21 protein-coding genes and 4 tRNA genes are annotated in these 21,251 nt (G+C 36.6%); 17 read left to right on the plus strand and 8 right to left on the minus strand.

Annotated elements, in window-relative coordinates:
• The first annotated feature begins 44 nt into the window (after positions 1–44).
• From K6I41_RS06010 to K6I41_RS06020, 3 genes are all read left to right on the plus strand, one after another.
• Entirely contained in the window at positions 45–695 is a 651-nt protein-coding gene (locus K6I41_RS06010; protein WP_250375395.1) for a hypothetical protein, read from the plus strand.
• A gap of 11 nt (positions 696–706) precedes the next feature.
• A complete protein-coding gene (locus K6I41_RS06015) occupies positions 707–1,672 on the plus strand; it encodes a 2-hydroxyacid dehydrogenase (protein WP_250375396.1) in 966 nt (321 codons plus the stop codon).
• 141 nt (positions 1,673–1,813) lie between these two features.
• Positions 1,814–3,241, plus strand: a complete 1,428-nt coding sequence (locus tag K6I41_RS06020) for a M48 family metalloprotease (RefSeq protein ID WP_250375758.1) — start codon at positions 1,814–1,816, stop codon at positions 3,239–3,241.
• Between the two features lie 91 nt (positions 3,242–3,332).
• Here K6I41_RS06020 and K6I41_RS06025 read toward each other — a convergent pair whose 3' ends face one another.
• A complete protein-coding gene (locus K6I41_RS06025; protein WP_004791284.1) occupies positions 3,333–3,779 on the minus strand; it encodes a GatB/YqeY domain-containing protein in 447 nt (148 codons plus the stop codon).
• A 25-nt stretch (positions 3,780–3,804) separates the two neighbouring features.
• A complete protein-coding gene (gene rpsU, locus K6I41_RS06030; RefSeq protein WP_001136722.1) occupies positions 3,805–4,020 on the minus strand; it encodes a 30S ribosomal protein S21 in 216 nt (71 codons plus the stop codon).
• 145 nt (positions 4,021–4,165) lie between these two features.
• Between rpsU and tsaD the strand changes: the two genes are divergently transcribed.
• Positions 4,166–5,176 carry a tRNA (adenosine(37)-N6)-threonylcarbamoyltransferase complex transferase subunit TsaD gene (tsaD, locus tag K6I41_RS06035; protein ID WP_199986751.1) on the plus strand — a complete coding sequence of 337 codons (1,011 nt, stop codon included), beginning with the start codon at positions 4,166–4,168 and terminating at the stop codon, positions 5,174–5,176.
• Positions 5,177–5,178: 2 nt separating this feature from the next.
• On the opposite strand, the gene K6I41_RS06040 is transcribed toward tsaD, so the two are convergent.
• Positions 5,179–6,282 (minus strand): DUF6670 family protein, encoded by a 1,104-nt coding sequence (locus K6I41_RS06040; RefSeq protein ID WP_198306916.1) that lies wholly within the window; start codon positions 6,280–6,282, stop codon positions 5,179–5,181.
• A gap of 108 nt (positions 6,283–6,390) precedes the next feature.
• Entirely contained in the window at positions 6,391–7,272 is an 882-nt protein-coding gene (locus K6I41_RS06045) for an ATP-binding protein (protein ID WP_198306915.1), read from the minus strand.
• Positions 7,273–7,450: 178 nt separating this feature from the next.
• Between K6I41_RS06045 and K6I41_RS06050 the strand changes: the two genes are divergently transcribed.
• The 8 genes from K6I41_RS06050 to K6I41_RS06085 all read left to right on the plus strand — a co-directional run bounded on the left by K6I41_RS06050 (position 7,451) and on the right by K6I41_RS06085 (position 11,663).
• Positions 7,451–8,959 carry a DUF3336 domain-containing protein gene (locus tag K6I41_RS06050; protein WP_005306944.1) on the plus strand — a complete coding sequence of 503 codons (1,509 nt, stop codon included), beginning with the start codon at positions 7,451–7,453 and terminating at the stop codon, positions 8,957–8,959.
• Positions 8,946–9,752, plus strand: coding sequence for a protein kinase domain-containing protein (locus K6I41_RS06055; protein ID WP_250375397.1), 807 nt, complete (start codon positions 8,946–8,948; stop codon positions 9,750–9,752). The genes K6I41_RS06050 and K6I41_RS06055 overlap by 14 nt, the downstream gene beginning before the upstream one ends.
• Positions 9,753–9,854: 102 nt before the next feature.
• Positions 9,855–9,939 (plus strand) — tRNA-Leu (locus tag K6I41_RS06060).
• 53 nt (positions 9,940–9,992) lie between these two features.
• Positions 9,993–10,066 (plus strand) — tRNA-Trp (locus K6I41_RS06065).
• A gap of 27 nt (positions 10,067–10,093) precedes the next feature.
• A tRNA-Leu gene (locus K6I41_RS06070) sits at positions 10,094–10,178 on the plus strand.
• Positions 10,179–10,246: 68 nt separating this feature from the next.
• A tRNA-Trp gene (locus tag K6I41_RS06075) sits at positions 10,247–10,320 on the plus strand.
• 460 nt (positions 10,321–10,780) lie between these two features.
• The gene (locus K6I41_RS06080) at positions 10,781–10,990 is read left to right on the plus strand and encodes a cold-shock protein (RefSeq protein WP_003650775.1); all 210 of its coding nucleotides are present in this window, start codon (positions 10,781–10,783) and stop codon (positions 10,988–10,990) included.
• Positions 10,991–11,192: 202 nt separating this feature from the next.
• Positions 11,193–11,663, plus strand: a complete 471-nt coding sequence (locus K6I41_RS06085) for an AnBLUF65 family BLUF photoreceptors (RefSeq protein WP_151826864.1) — start codon at positions 11,193–11,195, stop codon at positions 11,661–11,663.
• On the opposite strand, the gene K6I41_RS06090 is transcribed toward K6I41_RS06085, so the two are convergent.
• Both K6I41_RS06090 and K6I41_RS06095 read right to left on the minus strand, forming a co-directional pair.
• Positions 11,638–11,979, minus strand: a complete 342-nt coding sequence (locus K6I41_RS06090; protein WP_013197260.1) for a hypothetical protein — start codon at positions 11,977–11,979, stop codon at positions 11,638–11,640. The two genes, K6I41_RS06085 and K6I41_RS06090, sit on opposite strands and share 26 nt — an antisense overlap.
• A gap of 717 nt (positions 11,980–12,696) precedes the next feature.
• Entirely contained in the window at positions 12,697–13,848 is a 1,152-nt protein-coding gene (locus tag K6I41_RS06095) for an alpha/beta fold hydrolase (RefSeq protein WP_250375398.1), read from the minus strand.
• A 360-nt stretch (positions 13,849–14,208) separates the two neighbouring features.
• Between K6I41_RS06095 and gltS the strand changes: the two genes are divergently transcribed.
• Positions 14,209–15,444, plus strand: a complete 1,236-nt coding sequence (gene gltS / locus K6I41_RS06100; RefSeq protein ID WP_005306928.1) for a sodium/glutamate symporter — start codon at positions 14,209–14,211, stop codon at positions 15,442–15,444.
• 208 nt (positions 15,445–15,652) lie between these two features.
• Positions 15,653–17,482 carry a monovalent cation:proton antiporter-2 (CPA2) family protein gene (locus K6I41_RS06105; protein WP_013197278.1) on the plus strand — a complete coding sequence of 610 codons (1,830 nt, stop codon included), beginning with the start codon at positions 15,653–15,655 and terminating at the stop codon, positions 17,480–17,482.
• A gap of 85 nt (positions 17,483–17,567) precedes the next feature.
• Here the strand turns inward: K6I41_RS06105 and K6I41_RS06110 are convergent, their stop codons facing one another.
• Positions 17,568–18,401 (minus strand): SDR family NAD(P)-dependent oxidoreductase, encoded by an 834-nt coding sequence (locus tag K6I41_RS06110; protein WP_199944391.1) that lies wholly within the window; start codon positions 18,399–18,401, stop codon positions 17,568–17,570.
• Positions 18,402–18,451: 50 nt separating this feature from the next.
• A complete protein-coding gene (locus K6I41_RS06115; RefSeq protein ID WP_151828283.1) occupies positions 18,452–18,829 on the minus strand; it encodes a DoxX-like family protein in 378 nt (125 codons plus the stop codon).
• Between the two features lie 206 nt (positions 18,830–19,035).
• Here K6I41_RS06115 and K6I41_RS06120 point away from each other — a divergent pair, with 206 nt between their 5' ends.
• From K6I41_RS06120 to K6I41_RS06130, 3 genes are all read left to right on the plus strand, one after another.
• Positions 19,036–19,518, plus strand: a complete 483-nt coding sequence (locus K6I41_RS06120; protein WP_250375399.1) for a hypothetical protein — start codon at positions 19,036–19,038, stop codon at positions 19,516–19,518.
• Between the two features lie 58 nt (positions 19,519–19,576).
• The gene (locus K6I41_RS06125; protein WP_250375400.1) at positions 19,577–20,089 is read left to right on the plus strand and encodes a hypothetical protein; all 513 of its coding nucleotides are present in this window, start codon (positions 19,577–19,579) and stop codon (positions 20,087–20,089) included.
• A 591-nt stretch (positions 20,090–20,680) separates the two neighbouring features.
• Positions 20,681–21,235, plus strand: coding sequence for a TetR/AcrR family transcriptional regulator (locus K6I41_RS06130; protein WP_250375401.1), 555 nt, complete (start codon positions 20,681–20,683; stop codon positions 21,233–21,235).
• Positions 21,236–21,251 lie beyond the last annotated feature (16 nt).

Raw genomic sequence — 21,251 nt, forward strand, 5'->3', positions numbered from 1 at the left:
CAAGCCCGTTAGAATGTAGCTTAAGCAGAGGTATTGATTCAAACATGATTGGGCAGCAAAGAAATATATTGGCGACTTTAGGAATTGATGTATGGATTCCTAAGACACAGGCGTGCCAAAAAAATAATGCTCAAAGCCTTTGGCGAGATCATGTTGTAGAAGAGCCAGAACCGATCATACTACCCTCTGTAGAACCCATAGTTCTTGAGCAGCAGCCAGCAAAGCCAAAAATTAACGATATTCCAAAAATTGAACCTGAAATTGTGGCGCCAGTTTCAATGCAGGCTCAACCTGTTATAGAACCTCGTAATGAAGTGCAAGCACCTGCCATTAAGATTGCATCATTTGAGTTGCAGGCTTTTTCTCTTGAAAAATGTGTTATTTTTTTAGATGTTACAAATTTAAGTGAAGAAGAAAAACAGCTTTGGAATAACATACAAAAAGCGAAAATAGGGCAATATGCTGAACTAAAATGGCCTTTTCCTTTAGCTGCGTATCAAGATCAGCGGGGAGCTGGTTCATATATACAAGGCTTCTTGGATGCTGTTGCAGCAGATAAAAAGATCTTATGTCTTGGTGAATGTTCTTATATTCAGCATGCCAATATCATCCATTTGGCAAGTTTAAAAGAAATGCTGGAGAAACCACTCCTTAAAAAAAGGTTATGGAAATTAATGCAAGATAACAACGAGTAGTAGGGATTTACATGAAAAAAGTTGTAGTTTTTAGCCAAATTGATGAAGAAATTTTGTCTCGATTACAACAGGATTATCATGTTGTAGTTCTTAACCCAAAACTGGGTGATATTAATGAACAAATAAGACAGCACGTTGTCGATGCCGATGGGATGATTGGTGCGGGACGAGTACTGAATGAAAAGAACCTTGCGCCTGCCCAAAAACTAAAAATTATTTCATCTGTAACAGTGGGCTATGACAATTATGATGTGGCTTATTTAAACCAAAGAAAAATCTGGTTAGCAAATACACCTCATGTTTTAACTGAAACGACAGCTGATCTTGCTTTTACATTATTACTAAGTGCTGCTAGAAAAGTACCTTTTCTGGATCATTGGACTAAACAAGGTGAATGGAAAAGAACGGTAGGGCCTCAGCAGTTCGGTTTAGATGTTTTTGGAAAGACATTAGGTATTATTGGACTTGGTAATATTGGTGCTGCAATTGCACGTCGTGGTTTTTATGGATTTAACATGAATATTGTTTACCATAATCGTCGCGAGAAGCCTGAATTGGCTGAACCATTAAATGCAGAATATCTTGGTCTGGATCAATTGCTAAAGCAGTCTGATTTTGTAGTAACTGCAGTTGATTTAAATAATGAATCGAAAGCCTTAATGGGCAAAGCTCAGTTTCAGCTTATGCAAAAGCACGCTATTTTTATTAATATTGCCCGTGGTTCAGTAGTTGATGAACAAGCTTTAATTGAAGCTTTACAGCAAAATCAGATCTTTGCTGCTGGTTTAGATGTGTATGAAAAAGAACCTTTACAAGATTCGGGTCTTTTTAAATTGCCGAATGTAGTGACTTTGCCTCATGTGGGATCGGCTACTGCTGAAACCCGTAAAAAAATGGCAAATCTTGCCTATAGAAATTTGGTTGAAGCTTTAGAAAATAAAACACCTAGATATTTGGTAAACCAAAACTTTATATAAGTGATTGATAACACTTCATTGCAAAACTAGTCGATTTCGAGTGATATAGTAAAAGTCTATTGATTGAAAACCAATTTTTGTGGTTTACATCAGTAGGCTTTTTTTATGGTTTAATTTTAATAGAGAAAACTTTTGAGATTTTTGCCAGTTATTTTAAGTGCGACTTTTATAGCAAATGCTTCGTATGCACAGTCTTTCGACCCTCAGCCATCTGCGAATCAGGTGGAAATTCCGAATATTGGAAGTGGAATAGGTTTGCTTGATCAACAAAAAGAAAAATTTATTGGTGAAAAAGTTTTCCGTGAAGTGCATAAACAAATGCCCGTTATCCAAGATATCTGGCTCGAAGATCAATTTTTTCAAGTATTTTCAAGTATTTTAAGTGAGACTCAACTGGGTCAGCCTATTGGTCTAGTTGTTATTAAAGATCCACAAATCAATGCATTTGCTGTTCCGGGCGGTCTATTTGCGCTTAATACAGGACTTATTGCTTCAGCTCGCAATATTGATGAAATTGCTGGGGTGATGGCGCATGAAATTGCACACGTATCCCAAAGACATTTTAGTCGTTCAGAGGAAGCCTTTAAGGGGCAAACGTTATTGAGTTTAGCTGGGCTTTTAGCAGGTGTTGCCATAGCTGCACAGGGTGGTGGAGATGCAGGAGCAGCAGTGATGTTGGGAACACAGGCTGCATTAATGGATAGCCAGTTAACATATAGTCGAAATCAGGAGCGTGAAGCGGACCGTATTGGCATGCAATATATGTATGCAGCGGGTTATAATCCGCAAAGTATGGCAGACTATTTTGAAACAATGCATCGTGCGACTAGTCGGGTAAGTTTTTTACCAGATTTCTGGCTGACCCATCCACTGACGACCGAACGCATGAGTGAAGCTCGACTTCGTGCGAACCAAATGCCTAAAGTCAAAAATCGCATATATGATGCTGATTTTGAAATTTTAAAATGGTACACAATGGTAGTTTCAAGTCAGGCTACCGAAAACCAACTACAGAGTTTAGCCTCACAAAAAAATATTGCGGGTCTTATTGCTTTGGCAGCTTTTTATGTAAAACAAGGTGATTATGCACAGGCGCAATCTACTTTAGATCAAGTCAAATCTAGTGGAAAACCTCTTGTTACACTTTTGCAGACCGATATTTATCTGGGGCAAAACAAGTTGGATCAAGCCTATACTTCAATTGCTTCTACACAAATGACTATGCCTGAAAATAGAGCTTTCAGTTATAAGTTGGCTGAAGTGTTGCTGCGCCAAGGAAAATTTTCACAGGTTCAAACTCTTGTTCAACGGTTTATCAATAAAAACCCAAGAGATATCCAAGGTTGGCAATTTTTGCAGCAGGCTGCTAATTTGGACAAGACAGGACCGTTGAGAGCAGTCAATGTTTTACGCTATCGAGCAGAAGCTGAATATTGGTCGGGGAGTGAAGAGAATGCGATTAAATCGATGTTGCATGCTCAGCGATTAGCAAAGGACAATCAAGCAATGTCGGCTAGAATAGACAGTAGATTGAAACAAATGCAAGATGAGCGAAGAATGAAAATTTGAAAATATAGCTTTCAAAAAATTCAAATATATAAACACGCCCAAACTAAAAGGAGCTTTTGTTTGAGGGAATATAAAATTTTAAGAGAAGAGATTAAGCTAATTTAGCTTTAATTTTTGCTGAAACTACAGAAGGATCGGCACGCCCGGCTATGATCGGACGTAGAGAATTCATCACCTTACCCATATCTTTCATGCTAGTTGCTTCTTGAGCAGAAATCGTTTGCTCAATGAGAGAATCAAGCTCTTCCTCAGTCATAGCTTCTGGTAGAAACTGAGATAAAATCTCAGCTTCGGCTTGTTCTTTACTAGCTAAATCATCACGACCAGCACCTTCAAAGGCTTTGATCGATTCTTTACGTTGTTTAATTTGCTTTTCAATGACCGCAAGAACCTGAGCGTCGCCAAGCTCTATGCGCTCATCGACTTCGATTTGCTTAATTGCTGCTTGTAGACTACGCAAAACCGTCACTGTTGCCATATCTTTGGCACGCATAGAAGTTTTTAATGCATCAGTAATTTGGTTTTTTAAAGTAGTCATAATTCAGCAGTCAATCACAAATTAATTAGTAAAGGCGAGTAGTACGTACAGATTCGCGAGCCAATTTCTTTTGGTAGCGTTTAACTGCAGCAGCTTTTTTGCGCTTACGTTCTTGAGTTGGTTTTTCGTAGAATTCACGTTTACGAACGTCAGCTAAAACACCAGCTTTTTCGCATGAACGTTTGAAACGACGGATAGCTACGTCAACTGGTTCGCCTTCTTTCAACTTAACTTGTGGCATGTAAAATCCTCTAGATTATGGATAAGATCAAGCACACTATTGTGCCGGATCACAAGTGAAGGTCAGTATTTTACTCATTTACAACTCATATCACAAGTCTATAATAGCGATTGCAATATTTTGACTCATATAAAAGGCAGTTTTGATGATTGTTTTAGGCTTGGAAACTTCTTGTGATGAAACAGGGTTGGCACTTTATGATAGCGAACTCGGCTTGCGGGGACAGGTTCTTTATAGCCAGATTAAACTTCATGCCGAATATGGTGGAGTAGTACCTGAACTTGCTTCTCGAGACCATGTTCGAAAATTAATTCCTTTAATGAATCAATTACTTGACCAAAGTGGTGTAACGAAACAAGAGATTGATGCTGTTGCTTATACACGTGGTCCTGGGTTAATGGGAGCCTTAATGACAGGGGCTTTATTTGGAAGAACTTTAGCTTTTTCTTTAAATAAACCTGCCATTGGTGTTCACCATATGGAAGGGCATATGTTGGCGCCTTTACTCTCAAGTCAACCGCCTGAATTTCCATTTGTTGCTTTATTGGTTTCAGGTGGGCATACACAATTAATGGCAGCTCACGGTATTGGTCAATATGAACTTTTGGGTGAGTCTATTGATGATGCAGCTGGCGAAGCCTTTGATAAAGTTGCAAAAATGATGAGTTTGCCATACCCAGGCGGTCCTAATATTGCGAAATTGGCTTTAAGTGGTAATCCATTAGCGTTTGAATTTCCACGACCAATGCTTCACCAAGGTCTAGATTTTTCTTTTAGTGGTTTAAAAACAGCTGTTTCTGTGCAATTGAAAAAATTGAACGGTGAAAACAGAGATGCTGACATTGCTGCGTCATTCCAAGAAGCAATTGTAGATACCTTGGTAAAAAAATCAGTAAAAGCCTTGAAGCAGACTGGACTTAAGCGTCTAGTTATTGCAGGTGGAGTAAGCGCAAATTTACGATTACGTGAACAGTTGGAAACTTCATTAGCTAAAATTAAGGCACAAGTTTATTACGCAGAACCTGCTCTTTGTACTGATAATGGGGCAATGATTGCTTTTGCAGGCTATCAACGCTTAAAAGCAGGCCAGCATGATGGTTTGGCTGTAACCACAACACCACGTTGGCCAATGACTGAGTTGTCTATTCCTGAGTAAAACTATTCATCTTCAAAGGTCTGTTGGTTTTCGACATCAATGTATTCGATATAGCCACGGCCTTGAACTTCATTGCCGAAATAATTACCGGTAAATATATAACTACTTGCATATCCTCGCCCATGACCGTAGCGGAGTGGGCAGTCAATTTCTGCCTGAATATTTAAAATAATTTGTTTGGCTTCATTTCGAGCAATCCACGAAAAGAATTTAGGAAGTCGCATCTTTTGCCCAGTCGGTGAGATGTAATCATCAACTTGGTGAGAAATAATATCAAAACTGACATCTGTATAAATTTCTGCCCGTCGATCAAGATATCTAATATGTAAAGTATAAGCTGCTGTCTGACCTGCAATATCTGCTTTGGTAAGAAGAAGTTGAGTGGTCTCATTTAAATTAATAATTTGATAAGTAAAAAAATCAAGCGGCAGTTTATAGGCTTCAGGAATAAGTTTATTTGTGATGGAATGAGCACCAACTGCTCGAGCATATTCATAAGTGCAGAGTCCCTCACTTTCAATACGTTCTGCTTGATAGCTTAAGAAACCTTTAAACTTTGCCAACAAACTAAAATGATCATAAATCGGTGTTTTTATAAACCACGAAACATGTGAGGTAACATCAATATCAAAGTCGAAATCAAGACCCTCGTAGTGCCCATTAATATGAATTTGTGGAAATTTTCCTTGAATTGAAATTTCTTGACCTAGTTCGATTAAGCTTCCATCTTCATTAATTTTTGTATCTTCAGGAATGATATAAGCCTTAAGCAAAGCTTTCTCTACTGCAGCTGTACTTGAAAAGAAAGTCGCTGTTTTTCTGGGATTTCCATGAATTATGTCATCATGATCAAATGCAAGAGCACCGGGTGTGCCTAATAAAATCATAATATTTAAATAGCGATGCGGCTCTGGCAAAAGTGGGAAAAAGATGCCGTAATGAGTCCAGCTATAATATTTTTCATCAACTCGGGGCTGAATAATATGAGACTGTGAAAAAGGAAGAGTTGAGTATTTTTCTGCTTTATCTATAACACTTTGCGCGAGCAATAAGCTTTGACCTAAAACTTTGCTGCCTATAGAAATTTTGGGCAATTGTTTTTTCATATATAAACCTAAATGAGGATAGGACTATCTTTGTTTTAGGTTATGAAAAACAACTATCAAAACTAAGCGGTTTTCAGGCCAAAGCTAAGGCTTTGCGGGACATTTTGTTTAATTGTTAGACAACTCTTTTAAGCCATTTAAACCAATCCAGTGCTTAGAAAACTGATATGCAGCACGTCCTGAGCGTTGACCACGCATTTGACACCAACGCAAACTTTCAGCGCGAACTTCATCATTAAAAGCCATATTTGCTTTATCAAGATAATGCTCTACGATTTCTAAATATAAATTCTGGTCCATTGGGTAAAAAGATAACCACAAACCAAAACGATCTGACAAAGAGATCTTTTCTTCAATCGCTTCTTGTGGGTGTAACTCAGTGTATTGTGGTACATCGACCTTGGTTACAGGTGTGTTTTCATGCATGAACTCTGGTAACAAATGACGGCGGTTACTGGTTGCATAAATAATAAAATTACTTGAACCAGACTGTAATGAACCATCCAATACACTTTTTAAACTACGGTAATTTTCATCTTCAGCATTGAAAGCTAAGTCGTCACAATACACGATGTATTTTTCAGGTCGGTTTTGAATGAGTTTCTGAACTTTAGGTAAGTCTGCTAAGTCATCACGCTCAATTTCAATTAAACGTAATCCTTGTGGGGCATACTCAGTCAATAAAGCACGCACAATAGATGACTTTCCTGTACCGCGCGAGCCAGTTAAAAGCACATCATTTGCGGGTAGACCATTTAAAAACTGCAAAGTATTTTGAATGATTTTCTCTTTCTGACGTTCAATGCCTTTTAAGTCATCCAGATAAATATTTTTGGGTGTATAGATGGCTTTAAGTTGCTGATTTTCCCATCTAAAAGCAGGTGCATTAAAATCTGTTTCTTGTCTAGGTTCAGGTAAGACCTGCTGTAACTGATTTAATACAAGTGATAATGTTTGAACTAAATTATCTGGTAAATCAATGGTAGCCATGGTAAGTCAATCATGTTAAACAGTAATTTACTAGGATACTAACACCGAAATTAACAGGCTGACAAAAAAGTTATTGTCTATACAGTTTATCGGTTTTGCAATTGATTGAAATCTTCAGACCGCGCATAGTGTTGTTGTGTCTATTCAGTAAAATCATCTGTGAAGATGAGGACGAAATATGTTTGAAAAAATACGCAGTGATATGAATCCGCATCAGGCCTACCGTATCAAAAAATTACAACGTCAGTTAGACATGGCTGAATCTTATGAAGAGTGGAAGTCTTTTGCATTAAAACTAGATGAAGAAACAGGGGTGCAAGAGTGGAAATTTGATAATAGTTCGCCTTACTTCGATGCAGAACTCATTTCTTATAGATACACTTTACTGAAAAGATATCGCCAGCAACATCGAACGCTCGATCTTATTTATTTACTCAAAGAAGGTCTAACTTACGATATTGCAAATATTGGTCACCCTATGTTGTTTGCTGCAACGCATGTGGGAACAAAAAAGTTAATTGAAGATTATATTGAAGAAGTTAGCCAAAGCTTGGCCTATATTGCTTCAAGTGAATGTATTACTTTCCAAAGAAAAGAAAAAATTGAGTTTTTTGAAAATTGTGAAAAAGCATATGGACAACCAGCCCTTATGTTCTCAGGTGGAGCAACTTTAGGTCTTTTTCACACTGGAGTCTGTAAAGCTTTAATTGAACAAGATTTAATGCCTAAAGTGTTGTCTGGCTCAAGTGCAGGAGCAATTATGACGGGCATGCTCGGAACTTCTGCCAGTGAAGATGTTCAAAATTTATTAAATGGAGAACAATTCTTTAGTGATGCTTTTCATTTTAGGAAACTTCGTGAACTCATTAAAGGAAATGGTGGAATTGCCGATGTGCACTATTTGAAAAAGTTCCTTGTCGAAAATCTGGGTGATCTCACGTTTGAAGAGGCTTTCAAAAAATCTGGTTTAAACATTAATGTGGCAGTTGCGCCATATGATGCAACAGAAAACCCGCGCATCATGAATGCGATTATGACGCCTAATGTTTTAGTGTGGAGTGCTGTGTTGGCTTCATGTGCTGTACCTGTGTTATTTCCACCCGTGCGTTTAACCAGCAAACGTTATGACGGTGAACACACGCCTTACATGGCAAACACAAAGTGGGTAGATGGCAGTGTAAGAAATGATTTTCCGCAAGAAAGAATGGCTCGACTTTATAATTTAAATTACACCATCGCCAGTCAGGTGAACCCACATATTGTTCCATTTATGCAAAATGATGCAGACCGCTTTCGTAAAGACGTTTTAAGTTGGCCTGAACGGATTTTAAGACGTCAAGGTAAAGTGTTATCCATGGGACTTATGGACTTTACACGTCAAAGACTCGGTTCTATTTCTCCGATTAGACGATTACTCGATCACGGCTATGGAGTAATGGGGCAGCGTTATTATGGTGATGTGAACATCATTGCTAAATATGGCTTGAGTCACTATACCTATACTTTGCAAAACCCACGTCCACATTTGTTTAAACGCTTACAGCGAGAAGGGGAACGTGCGACTTGGCCAAAAATTTCTTCGATTGAAACCCATGCTCGTATTGGCAAGACGATTCAACATTGTTTAGAAGTTTTGCGTTTTGAAGAAAAGCAACAACAGCCAGAGTCTTACTATGCTGAAGCATGATTTTGCTTCGCATATACAAAACTTAAAAAGTGTGACAAAACCTGCGAGTGCCGCTTTAGGGCGGTATCTATGGACATGCAGTATAGATAACAAAGACTATTGGTTAAAATATCATTTACCTGAAACAAATGTTCAAAGTGAGCAAGATTTCATCCATGAACAATTGTTTTACGAAGAAATTACTCATAAAAACTCCGCGTGGCTTTTACCTCATAACTTAATTGAAGTTAGTGCTATTCCTCAATTAAACCATTCTTTAGGTAAAGTTTTAATTTTACCCAATACTGATTTGTGGTTTGGTTCATTGTCTCATGAAGCAGATTTAACTGATGTATATCATAAGATTTGGTCCGCACTAGATAAGCTCGCAGAACTCCATGAATTTGGTTGGATTCATGGAGATATTAAGAAAGAACATTTTCGAAAGTGTGAGCAAAATCCTTATTTGATTGATTTTGAGAAAGCCCGACTTATATCAAGCTCGGATTTAAGAATGGATGCTACACCACGATATATGGCTCCAGAGCTGTTTAGAGGCGTTTCTAAGGATATACAAAGCGATTTATACGCATTTGGTATCGTTCTATATGAATGGTTAACTCAAACTCGCTTAGAAGCAGAGAGTTACTATGAGTGGGCAGTATTGCATTGTCAAAATTTAACCATTCAATTACCCGCGAAATTTATGATTTTCTATCCATTACTTTCGGGTTTATTGCAAAAACAACAAAAAAATAGGTTTGCAAACGTGTTTGAAGCGATGAATTGTTTAAAAGCACATTCAAACTTATAAAAATCATTGATCTAGTATCTGTATACAATTTACACGGTCAGTTTTTTTTAGAAAAAAAACACTTGTCACTGTTAGATCTTATCGCTAATATACACAGCCATCGGGGGCGTGGCGAAATTGGTAGACGCACTGGATTTAGGTTCCAGCGCCGCAAGGTGTAAGAGTTCGAGTCTCTTCGCCCCCACCACTTTAAGTTAAAACTTAAAGGTAATGTAGATGTTAAGTCATCTATGTTTTGGAAGAGGATTGGTGTAATGGTAGCATGACGGTCTCCAAAACCGTTCGTCAAGGTTCGAGTCCTTGATCCTCTGCCACATTTATTTTAAATAAATGTCCCAGATGGGGGCGTGGCGAAATTGGTAGACGCACTGGATTTAGGTTCCAGCGCCGCAAGGTGTAAGAGTTCGAGTCTCTTCGCCCCCACCATTAAAAGAAGCAAGACGATGTTCTTGCTTTTTTTATGATTAAATCATGAGTTGTTTAATCATAAATATAGAGGATTGGTGTAATGGTAGCATGACGGTCTCCAAAACCGTTCGTCAAGGTTCGAGTCCTTGATCCTCTGCCAATCATTTAAAAATGAAGCTCCTGTTTAGGAGTTTTTTTATTGCCTGAATTTCTAAAAGCTAAATTATTTAAAGTCTATTTTCATATTTTTTATTCTGTTACTTAATACGTCATAAGTGATGATCTTTCTATTCCTCAACAATTGATCCAATCGGTTGTAAGTTGTTGGTTAAGTAGGGAATATACTAAGTTTTTAGTTGCGCTATTAAGTTATTGTTTTTTGGTTTTTTATTAGAATTTATAAAATTTTTCTCATAAAAAGCTTGAATAGAAATTTATTTCATGTATCATGCTCTTAACTAGAAAAAAGTCTTGTTAGTAAATCTTCTTTAAAGTATCGTAGTTTTAGTCATAATCCTTCGTTTTTTAAGATCTTAACTCAATTTGTTATTCTTTTTTCAAAGTTATGTTAGTGTCATTATTAAATGATACTAAAATATTAGAAATCAGTAGGATATATCATGTCTAATACAGTAAGCGGTACAGTAAAATGGTTTAACGAAACTAAAGGTTTCGGTTTCATTCAACAAGACAATGGTCCAGATGTGTTTGCACACTTCAAAGAGATCTCTGGTTCAGGTTTCAAAACTTTACACGAAGGTCAACGTGTAACGTTTACTGTTACTCAAGGTCAAAAAGGCCCAAATGCTGTAAATATTATTCCACAATAATATTTCAGTAAGAAAAAAAGCACTATTTAGTGCTTTTTTTATTTTAGTCTTTTAAAAGAAATTTCGTTGTTCTTTTAGAAGCTATAAAAGCCCTCTATAAGAGGGCTTTTTATTTTCTTGTTAATATAAATTATTAGTAATAGAGATATGGTAGATTAAAAAATCTTTAAATAAAGAAATTTTATATTTCACGGAATTGCTAATGAACGTTCGCTTGTGTTATGCCAGTCAACGAAACGAAAAAAATGAAGATTTATTGCAAGATTTACGTGATATTTTGACAGAAGCACGAGATTTCAATGATTTGAATCAAATTTGTGGGGTGCTCTATTATGCAGATAATGCTTTCTTTCAATGCTTGGAAGGTGAACGGGAGGTAGTTGAACGATTATTTGAAAAAATTCAAAATGATCAAAGGCACTACAATGTTAAATGGTTGTGTACATATTCCATCGAGGAGAACTCTTTTCAGCGTTGGTCAATGAAATATGTACAGCGTAATACAAATATTGAATCTTTCTTTTTAAAGATGGGAGAAACTAGTTTTAATCCCATTCGTCTTGATGAGCAAAATTTAAAAATTTTCTTAAATGAATTATTAAGTGCTGAACAAACCAAAATTAATACAGTTAAGAAAGTAGGTATGGTTAAGCGTGGGGTGAACCCTTTTTAGCTATAACACCGATATGGATGGCCTTGAATTTAGGAATCATTTTAGTCATCACTAGGTAGACAATCACTGAACTTGCGAGCATCCATATCACTTCTAAACTTTGACTAATTACAAACATTGCCCAGTAAAAAAAACTAAATAACGCGAGACATAGTCCGCTACCTTTATAATACCAAGTAATAAATATTCCAAAAATTGCTGAAGAGAGCAGCAGGTTAGTCGTCTCATTCATTCCAAGGTAGTTAAAGAAAATAATCAGTAAGCATAAAGCTAACATTGATAGTAAATATACAAATATATTTTTTGCAATAAACATTTTCTATACCCTATCTGATGATTAAAAAAAGATCTTTCCTCTGTTTCCAGAGGAAAGATAGTACATATTAATTTTTTGAGATTCTTTTTCTATTATTAAGAGTTTTTATATTAATAAAGATAACGTTACCGTTTCTCCAGATCTCTTCATTAATATTCAGCTTTCTATTTAATAGTAAAGAGTGCTTATATGTACTGAAATTAATTATAGGAAAAACAATTAGTTGTGTTGTACTCTTTGACTTACATGGTTGTGAGAAATTACCTACATTTGTATAAAAAATATACAAATTTTACAAAATAAAATTAAATAAAAATCATATTTAACAAATAGTTATTTAATTTTATTGTTAAGGTGGGCTTTACATAAATAACAAAAAGTAACATCTACTTGATGAAGATAATTTTAAAAATGAAAAATATTAATTTGATGGCAGATACTTCGTTTGAATAATTTTTAACGATTGATAAAATATTTTATTCTTAAACTATATTTTTAATAAATAAAATTTATATTTTTAGATAATTTAAATACTTTTTTGTGAATTGAAATACTAATATATCTTTATAGTATCTATATATTTTAAAATAAGTTGCTTTTAAAATTTCTTAGAAAAATACGATTCAACATATATAAAGATAAACAGAATAGTTTTGCAAAGTTTGAATATTAACCAGTGTAGATATGACTACACTGGTCTGATGATGTGTGAGTGAGTTAATCTGAACGTGTAGCTAGCCAATGACTCATTTCTGGCCAAACCGCAGTAGGGGCTTGGCTTCCAGAAACGACACCCATATGACCACCAGGAACGACTTTAAAGGTTTTGTCTTGGCTGCTAATCAAAGTCATAAGTGGCTTAACAGCATCAGCGGTCACAATAATATCTGTGCTGCCGCCGACTGCGAGTACTGAACATTGAATATCTTTTAGATAGGCTGTAAGTTCGCCGAATTTAATTACGCCATTGGATAGTTCATTATCAATCCAGAAACGGAGGATAATGTCACGCATGACTCCACCTGGATAGGCGAGCATATTATCGATAAATGAACTTGAGGTTGCATGGTCGACAATAAATTCTCGGTTATCGAGGTTTTTAAAAAGTTCCCAATATGTTTTCAAATTTCCAATCGGGTCCGTTAATTTAAAGCCCAGCGTGTTTTGCCAACCATGAATATGAAATGCCTTACTTGGCACGTGGTGGCGAATACGAAATGGCGTATGTTTACGAACCCATTCGGCAGGTTTAGTCAGACTGCCATAAAGTTTCCCCATATAACCCGCTTTGTGAGTATCGATAGGGGAAGCGAGAATAATTAGATTCTTAATATCTTTATCTTTAAATAATGCGGTATAGCAGAGTGAAAGTGCACCGCCTAAACTCCACCCATGTAAAGAAAGCTGTTGCTGACCACTATGCTCGCGAACCTGCTTTAGCATTTCGGGCATAAAGACTTTAATGTAGGTGCCGAAATTGTATTTTGCTTGGTGATGGGTTGGCACACCCCAGTCAATTAAATAGACATCAAACCCGTGTGCCAAAAAGAAGCGTACAAAACTGCGAGTAGGAAACAAATCATAAATGAGCATGTTCACAGCTAATGGCGGAACAATCACTAAAGGAACACGGTGTTTAGGTGTAGAGATATCGGCTTCGTTTCTATAATGGCGTAAGCTAATAATTTCATGCTTATAGATCACGTCAAAAGGTGTTTTTCCTGACAAGGCAATTTCAGGACCTCTAAAAAATAGATCCGATGCATTGATCAGCATGTGAGGTATTTTTTGACCAGCACGTGTCTGAAGAGATTTTTTAATAGACTGTAGCTGTGGAATGTTCTGACGAACTTTAAGCAATAAACTCATTGAATATAAAACCTATAAAGATGTTGCCCAGAGCAATAAGGAGCTGGTCTTTTCAGGGATATTAAAGGGAATGAGTTCTAAGTTCCGTGACCCAAAAGACAGTATTTTCTGCTTAAGGTGTCAAGGAATAATTATTTTTCATTAAGAATAATTTGCAATAAATATTTGAAATTAATAATGAAATAAATTTATTTAATATTTTTGTATGAAACCTTTAAAAATTTAAGCTTTTTTTAAGAATAGTAAAAAGCCTATTGGTAGGATAGTTTTGTAAAGTTTATTTGTGTTTTTTTTACATATGAAAAAATAAAATATAATTATTTTACAATCCTTTAGGAATGTAATTAGAAAGTAGTTTATATGGAATTTGTTTTTAATGGTTTTTATACGCTAATTTCGGCGGTCATTGTTTTATTGTTGGGCCGCTTTCTTGTTAATCGAATTGATTTTTTAAAACGCTACAATATTCCCGAACCTGTAGCAGGTGGTTTGGTGGCCGCGGTCATTTCTCTACTTGTCCATACACTATGGGGATATAGCATTGTTTTTAGTAGCGAATTGCAAACCAGCTTTATGCTTGTATTCTTTGCTTCTATTGGTTTAAGTGCCAATTTTATGAAGCTTAAAGAAGGCGGTATGGCTTTGGTTATCTTTTTAGTCTGTGTTGCATCGTTCATTGTTGTGCAAAATGCGGTCGGCATGAGCCTTGCAACTTTGCTTGGCCTTGACCCATTAATTGGTTTAATTGCAGGTTCAATTACCTTAACAGGTGGTCATGGTACAGCCGGAGCTTGGGGTGAAATTTTAGAAAGTCAGCATGGTATTCAGGGTGCTTTAGCACTGGGTATGGCGAGTGCGACTTTTGGATTGATTATTGGTGGTGTAATTGGTGGCCCATTAGCGAAATTGCTTATCAATCGTTACAACCTTGCACAACCGAAAACCAATGCTGAAATACAACAGCGTGATGGTCATGTTGAACACAATTCGGATGACCTCGCGCCGTTTGAAAACCCACATCAAGTTCGTTTAATTACTGCTGATAATGCAATTACCACGCTGGGTATGTTTGCAGCGTGTTTAGCATTTGCTGAATTTATGACTGGCTTTAGTAAGGGAACTTGGTTTGAGTTACCAACCTTCGTTTGGGCGCTCGGTGGTGGTGTAATCTTAAGAAATATTTTAGAAAGCGTGTTGAAAATTGATATTTTTGACCGTGCGATTGATGTTTTTGGTAATGCGTCTTTGTCGCTTTATTTAGCAATGGCATTGCTTTCATTAAAGCTTTGGCAACTTGCAGATTTGGCTGGGCCTCTTGTTGTGATTTTAGGTGCTCAAACGATTACGATGGCGTTATATGCAGCATTTGTGACGTTCCGTGTAATGGGCAAAAACTATGATGCAGCGGTGTTGTCAGCAGGGCATTGTGGTTTTGGTATGGGCGCAACGCCAACAGCAGTAGCAAATATGCAAGCGATTACAAACATGTATGGTCCATCGCATAAGGCATTTTTAATTGTTCCGCTTTGTGGTGCGTTCTTTGTCGATTTAATTAATGCAACAGTGATTCAGCTCATGTTGAAATTCGTTGTTTAATCAAAAAAGCCCGTAAGGGCTTTTTTTACGAGTGCTTAATTATGAACATTAAAATAGAGATATATTTTTTTCATATGGGTACTCTAAATTTTCATTTTTGGACGATTTAAGCCATTTTGTTTTTAGGATACTTCTTCTCAAAACTAATAATCGCCCTTAAACCTAGTTTCACATAGAATAAATTGCAGATAAATAAAATGAGAAATGTATGAGCTCAGAAGCACATTCAATTAGCTTGGTTGCCCCCGTAGTTTTATTGGCAGCGGCCGTCATTGCAGTCCCTATTTTTAAACGTATTGGTTTAGGTTCAGTATTAGGTTATTTAATTGCGGGTCTGATTATTGGCCCATTCGGTTTTGCTTTTTTTCAAGATTCCACCGCAATTTTGCATATTGCCGAGTTAGGAATTGTGATGTACCTATTTGTGATTGGTTTGGAAATGCAACCATCGCATTTATGGAGTCTTAGACGCGAAATTTTTGGCCTTGGTACGCTACAAATTATCATTTGTGCGTTGGCTTTGACTGGCGTCGGATTATTATTTGGTTTTACGTGGCAAGTCGCTTTTATTGGTGCGGCAGGTTTCGTACTGACCTCGACTGCTATTGTGATGCAGTTGTTGGGTGATAGGGGTGACTTGACTCAGCCTCGTGGGCAAAAAATTGTAGCCATCTTACTTTTTGAAGATTTACTAATTGTACCTTTGCTGGCTATTGTTGCTTTTATGGCACCAAATCATGTGGTCGAAAGCACATCTGTGCGCCTAGAAAATATAGGAATTGGATTAGTCGCAATTGCAGGTCTGATTGCAGCAGGGTATTGGTTGCTAAACCCATTATTTAGGCTTTTGGCTGCCGCTAAAGCCCGAGAGGTCATGACTGCTGCGGCATTATTGGTAGTGTTAGGGGCAGCGTTACTCATGCAAGTCAGCGGTTTGACCATGGCAATGGGTGCTTTCTTAGCGGGTGTACTTTTATCTGAATCGACCTTTAGACATCAAATTGAAGCTGATATTGAACCATTCCGAGGAATCTTGTTAGGCCTGTTTTTCCTTGGCGTGGGCATGTCACTGGATTTATCAGTTGTCGCTCAGAATTGGCAACTGATTGTGAGTGGGGTAATTGCCCTGATGCTTGCCAAAGCGCTCATGATTTATATAGTCGCCCGAGTAACGAAAAGCTCTCATACTGAAGCGTTGGATCGTGCTTTACTTATGGCTCAGGGTGGAGAATTTGCTTTTGTACTTTTCTCTGCCGCGCTAAGTGCACAAGTTATTGATAGTACGGTTAAATCTAATCTTACTGCTATTGTGGTACTTTCAATGGTGTTGACCCCAATTGTCGGTATTATTTTCAAACGTTTTACTCAAACTAAAGCGGATGTTTCATTAGAAAACGTCAATATTGCCGAGGGTTTAAGCGGTAGTGTTTTAATGATCGGATTCGGACGTTTTGGACAGGTCACCAGTCAATTATTGTTGGCAAGAGGTGTCGATGTCACCATTATTGATAATAATACGGACATGATTCAAAACGCGGAAAAATTTGGTTTTAAAATTTATTATGGCGATGGCTGCCGCCTAGATATTTTACATGCTTCTGGTGCTGCAACAGCACAAGCGATTGTGGTGTGTGTGGACAGTAAAGAAACCACAAATAGAATTGTGGAACTTGTAACTCACGAATTTCCTTTAGCGAAATTATTAGTGCGCTCATATGACCGTGAGCATTCACTGCATTTAGTCAAACAAAAAGTGGACTTTATGATCCGTGAAACGTTTGAATCGGCGATTAAGTTTGGTGGCGTGATTTTGCAAGAACTGGGTGTAGATGAAGACGAAGTAGAACGAATTACCGAGGAAATTCGAGATCTGGATAATGAGCGTTTTGAAACTGAAATCGCAGCAGATGACGTAAATGCAGGGGTTGGTATGCAATATACACATACGCATCATCCAAGACCGACAGCTCCATTGATTCGACCAAAACGGGAAGGGCGGATTTTAAATAAAGAAGATAGCTCAGATAGTGATTCTTAATATATAAAGTTCAGTAGAAGCTCTCTTTAGAAGAACTTCTGCTGAACAATTTTATGATGAAAAGAGCTTCAAGTGCTAAGCTCGACTATAAGTGCTCTAATGCTGTGCCTTTAACTGGGTTTCTGCGCCAGTAATAAGGTTGCAAAAATCTAAGAAAAAGCTTCCATGGCGTGATCCACGCGATGCGTCGGTTGGCTTTTTTGTTTTGCATAATTTGCTTTGCTAAATAGGCACAAACGACTTCTGGTGAGTCAATCACAAAGAAAAATAAGCGCTTCATTTTTTTCCAGTTTTGGACGTTTCCATTGGTCCAAGACGAAACTAATAAATCGGTTGCCACCATGCCTGGGCTTAGTGTGCCAGTTAAAATTGGAGTCGATTTTGTCTCTTTATAAAGTGCTTTACTAAAGTAACTGACTGCTCGTTTGGTGGTTGCATAGGGAGTCATGCCAGCACTCCATTCGCCATTGCTTCCCCAACCTTCCATGTTGAAGATTTGACCATAACCTTGTTTAAGCATGCCTTTTAAAGCGACTTGCGAACCCAGCATCGTACCTAAAATATTGGTTGAAACAGCTGCGTTTAATTCATCAGGTTGAAGGTCAATAAAGTCTTTTGTTGGATGGCAGCTTCCTGCGTTGTTCACCCAAATATTTACATGTCCAAACCGCTCAATTGCACTATTCCATAGGGTTTGTACGTCGGAAATTTGAGTCACATCGCAGCATAGACCCATAAATTTTTCTTTATTGAAATGAGTGTCTAAGTGGGTGAGGGCATGATTTAAGTGCTCAGCGTTACGTCCAGCAATCACAACTGAACATTCCAGCTTTAAAAAAGCTTCGGCGAGTGCTAAGCCAATACCCTTTGTACTTCCTGTAATAACCACACAGTAAACTTCACTTTTAGGTAGACTCATTGAACGCTCTATATAAAATCTTTAAAAATAGTTAAATGAATGGCTGTAAGTTAATTTTGCTCACTTAATAAGATGAGATAAACAATAGATAAACTTATCATTGAAAGATTCATTACGATAGGGTTATAGGGCAAGATCAGGGTAGAAGGTATTAAGAAACCAATTAAAAGAAGTAAGCCAAGCAAGCCCCAAATGCTTAAATAGTGAATATATTTATGTGCAGTAAAAAGAAAACATAAACCAAAAATCATTTCGGCAATACCACTTGCATGGCCTGCAAGTTTTGCATGTTCAAGTGATAGTCCTGCCCATTGCCACACAAAAATTTCATCAGAATTAAGAAATAGGAATTTGGGAACGAGGCCTTGATAGATCCATAAAAAGGCCAGCACAAGGTTTATAAATTTAAAAATATTAATATTTTTCATGAAAATTACTTTAAGAGTTTAAAATTTTCTTTAGATTAGGTTGGAGCTATTATCTTTAGGTTTATTTATTTCTTCAAGCAATATGGATGAAATCTGCTTTTATTTAAGCTTTAATTAGAAATCAATTTTGGTCTATCTATATAACTCATTTTAGAAGTATGTGTTAGGGCTCTTAATTTTTATAACACAACTTTAGGTATTAAATAATGAAAAGAAAAAATACAAAAATTGGAGATTTATTTGCTGTTAAATTAGATAGTGGATGTAAAAAATATTTTCAATTAGTAGGTTTTGACTTAACTCAATTAAATAGTGATGTAATTCGAGTGTTTAAAACAGAATATTCTGCAAATACTGTCCCAGTTTTAACTGAAGTTATTAATAATGAGGTAGATTTCTATGCACATTGTATAACTGTTTTTGGTATTAAATTAGGTTTCTGGGAGAAAGTTGGGAACATGCCAGACGTTGGAAATATTGATGTGTTATTTCGTAGTAGCAGCGATAGTCCAAAAACAAAAATATCTAATAATTGGTGGATTTGGAAAGTTAATGAGCCTCAGCAATATGTAGGAAAATTAGAAGGGGAAAACAAATTTTCAGAAATTGGGAGTGTTATACCACCAGATAGTATTGTTTATAGGATAAAAACAGGTAGGTATGATTTCGTATATCCTGAATTTGAATAAAAAATGTAAAATTTATATTGTATTGATTTAATTTTTATTTTCATCTGGAAGGGCAAACATGACTGATTTTGAAAAGGATATTGAAGGTTGTTATTTGGGGGTAATTCCCATAAATATTTTAAAAGGACGATTAAACTTTAGAGATATTAGCGATTATCTATTTGCAAAAGAAATACTAAACATCGCAGAAAAATCAAAAAATAGCGATGCTGTACATATTGCATTTCTTATATTTGATGAATATGAATTACAAGAAGATGATTTCGGCTTATTGGATATCTTTTTTTCAGATTGGCATGATGCTCATGAAGATATCGTTTTTACAGTTAGTAGAATTAGAAATTGTAAGCTAGTGGAGTTTTTTAAAAACGCTATTAATTTTGTTCCAAGTTATATGATGGAAGATGACTTAAGGGTACTTGCTCGGAAAGCATTTTTTGGTTTAGGTACAAATATAAAATGTCCTAGGTCTCTGGAATATTTAAACCAGTATATTAACTCATCAGATACTATATTAAAAAAATTTGCTGAAGAGCAGCTTGTAATGTTTTATAAAAATAATGGATTTTGATTGTCTAATTAAATGAAAAACAATAATTATTTAACCAATTTCTAGCCAATATCACATTGACACTCTAAACCCTGCCGATTATCCTTTGCCTGCTGACCTACATTGTCAGCCGGCTTTGACAGGCTGTTTTTCATCTAGGGCACCAAGAAAGTAATTTTTTGGTGGCGAACTCGTTCGTCCCCCCTTCGTAGCGGTAGGACGGAGGTGGGACGCCTTGTGCGTGCCGGTTCCTAGATGACTGGTCTGTCAACCCGCCTTCGTTCTGCCACCATAATTATTTGACAGTAATTCGGTAGAACTTCTATTTCATCTAGGAGTCCGCCATGCGTACTATTTCTTCTTATTTTTTGGCCTTTGCCAAGCTCTCTCTATCCATACCACTTAACTGGTCTTTAAAACGGTTTAAACATTTATAGGTTTAGCCTTTAGATCGTTACGACTAAAAAATCATATCAACAATAAAGCTTGAGATAGGTTAGCGCATCCTTTTTGTGCAGCTTTCGCATGCCTGTTTTTAGCACTCATTTTAAGAGTGAAGGCCTTTCTATCTCTTTTATATACAACAAAAAATTATCTTTGAGCAGAATATTTATGCCAAATTTAGAAAATTCATTTAGAGCATTAAAAGTGCTCCACGCGGCAAGAGATCTATTTAATCAACATGGTTTTCATAATGTAGGTGTCGACCGAATTATTGCTGAAGCCAGAATTTCCAAATCCACTTTTTATAATGATTTTCACTCCAAAGAAAAGCTCATCGAGATGAGCCTTGCTTTTCAAAAAGATGCATTAAAAGACGAGGTATTTTCAATTATCCATTCATATCGTGAACTTATGTTGTTCGATAAACTCAAGAAAATTTTCTACTTACATGCAGATTTAGAGGGCTTTTACCATTTGCCATTTAAAGCCATTTTTGAAATTGAAAAGCTTTATCCAACCGCCTATAAGGTCGTAATTGACTATCGAAATTGGCTAATTCAAGAAATTTATAAACTACTTCTAACGTTAAAAGTTACGGCCTCAATTGAAGATGCTCACCTGTTTTTATTTGTTATTGATGGCGCTATGGTTCAGCTTTTAGGGGAAAATCAGGTAGATGACCGAGATAGATTATTAAACTATTTTTTGACTATGGTGTCTTAGGTCTAGCTCATTAAAA

The organism is Acinetobacter sp. AS23 (assembly GCF_023612055.1).
GTDB lineage: Bacteria > Pseudomonadota > Gammaproteobacteria > Pseudomonadales > Moraxellaceae > Acinetobacter > Acinetobacter oleivorans.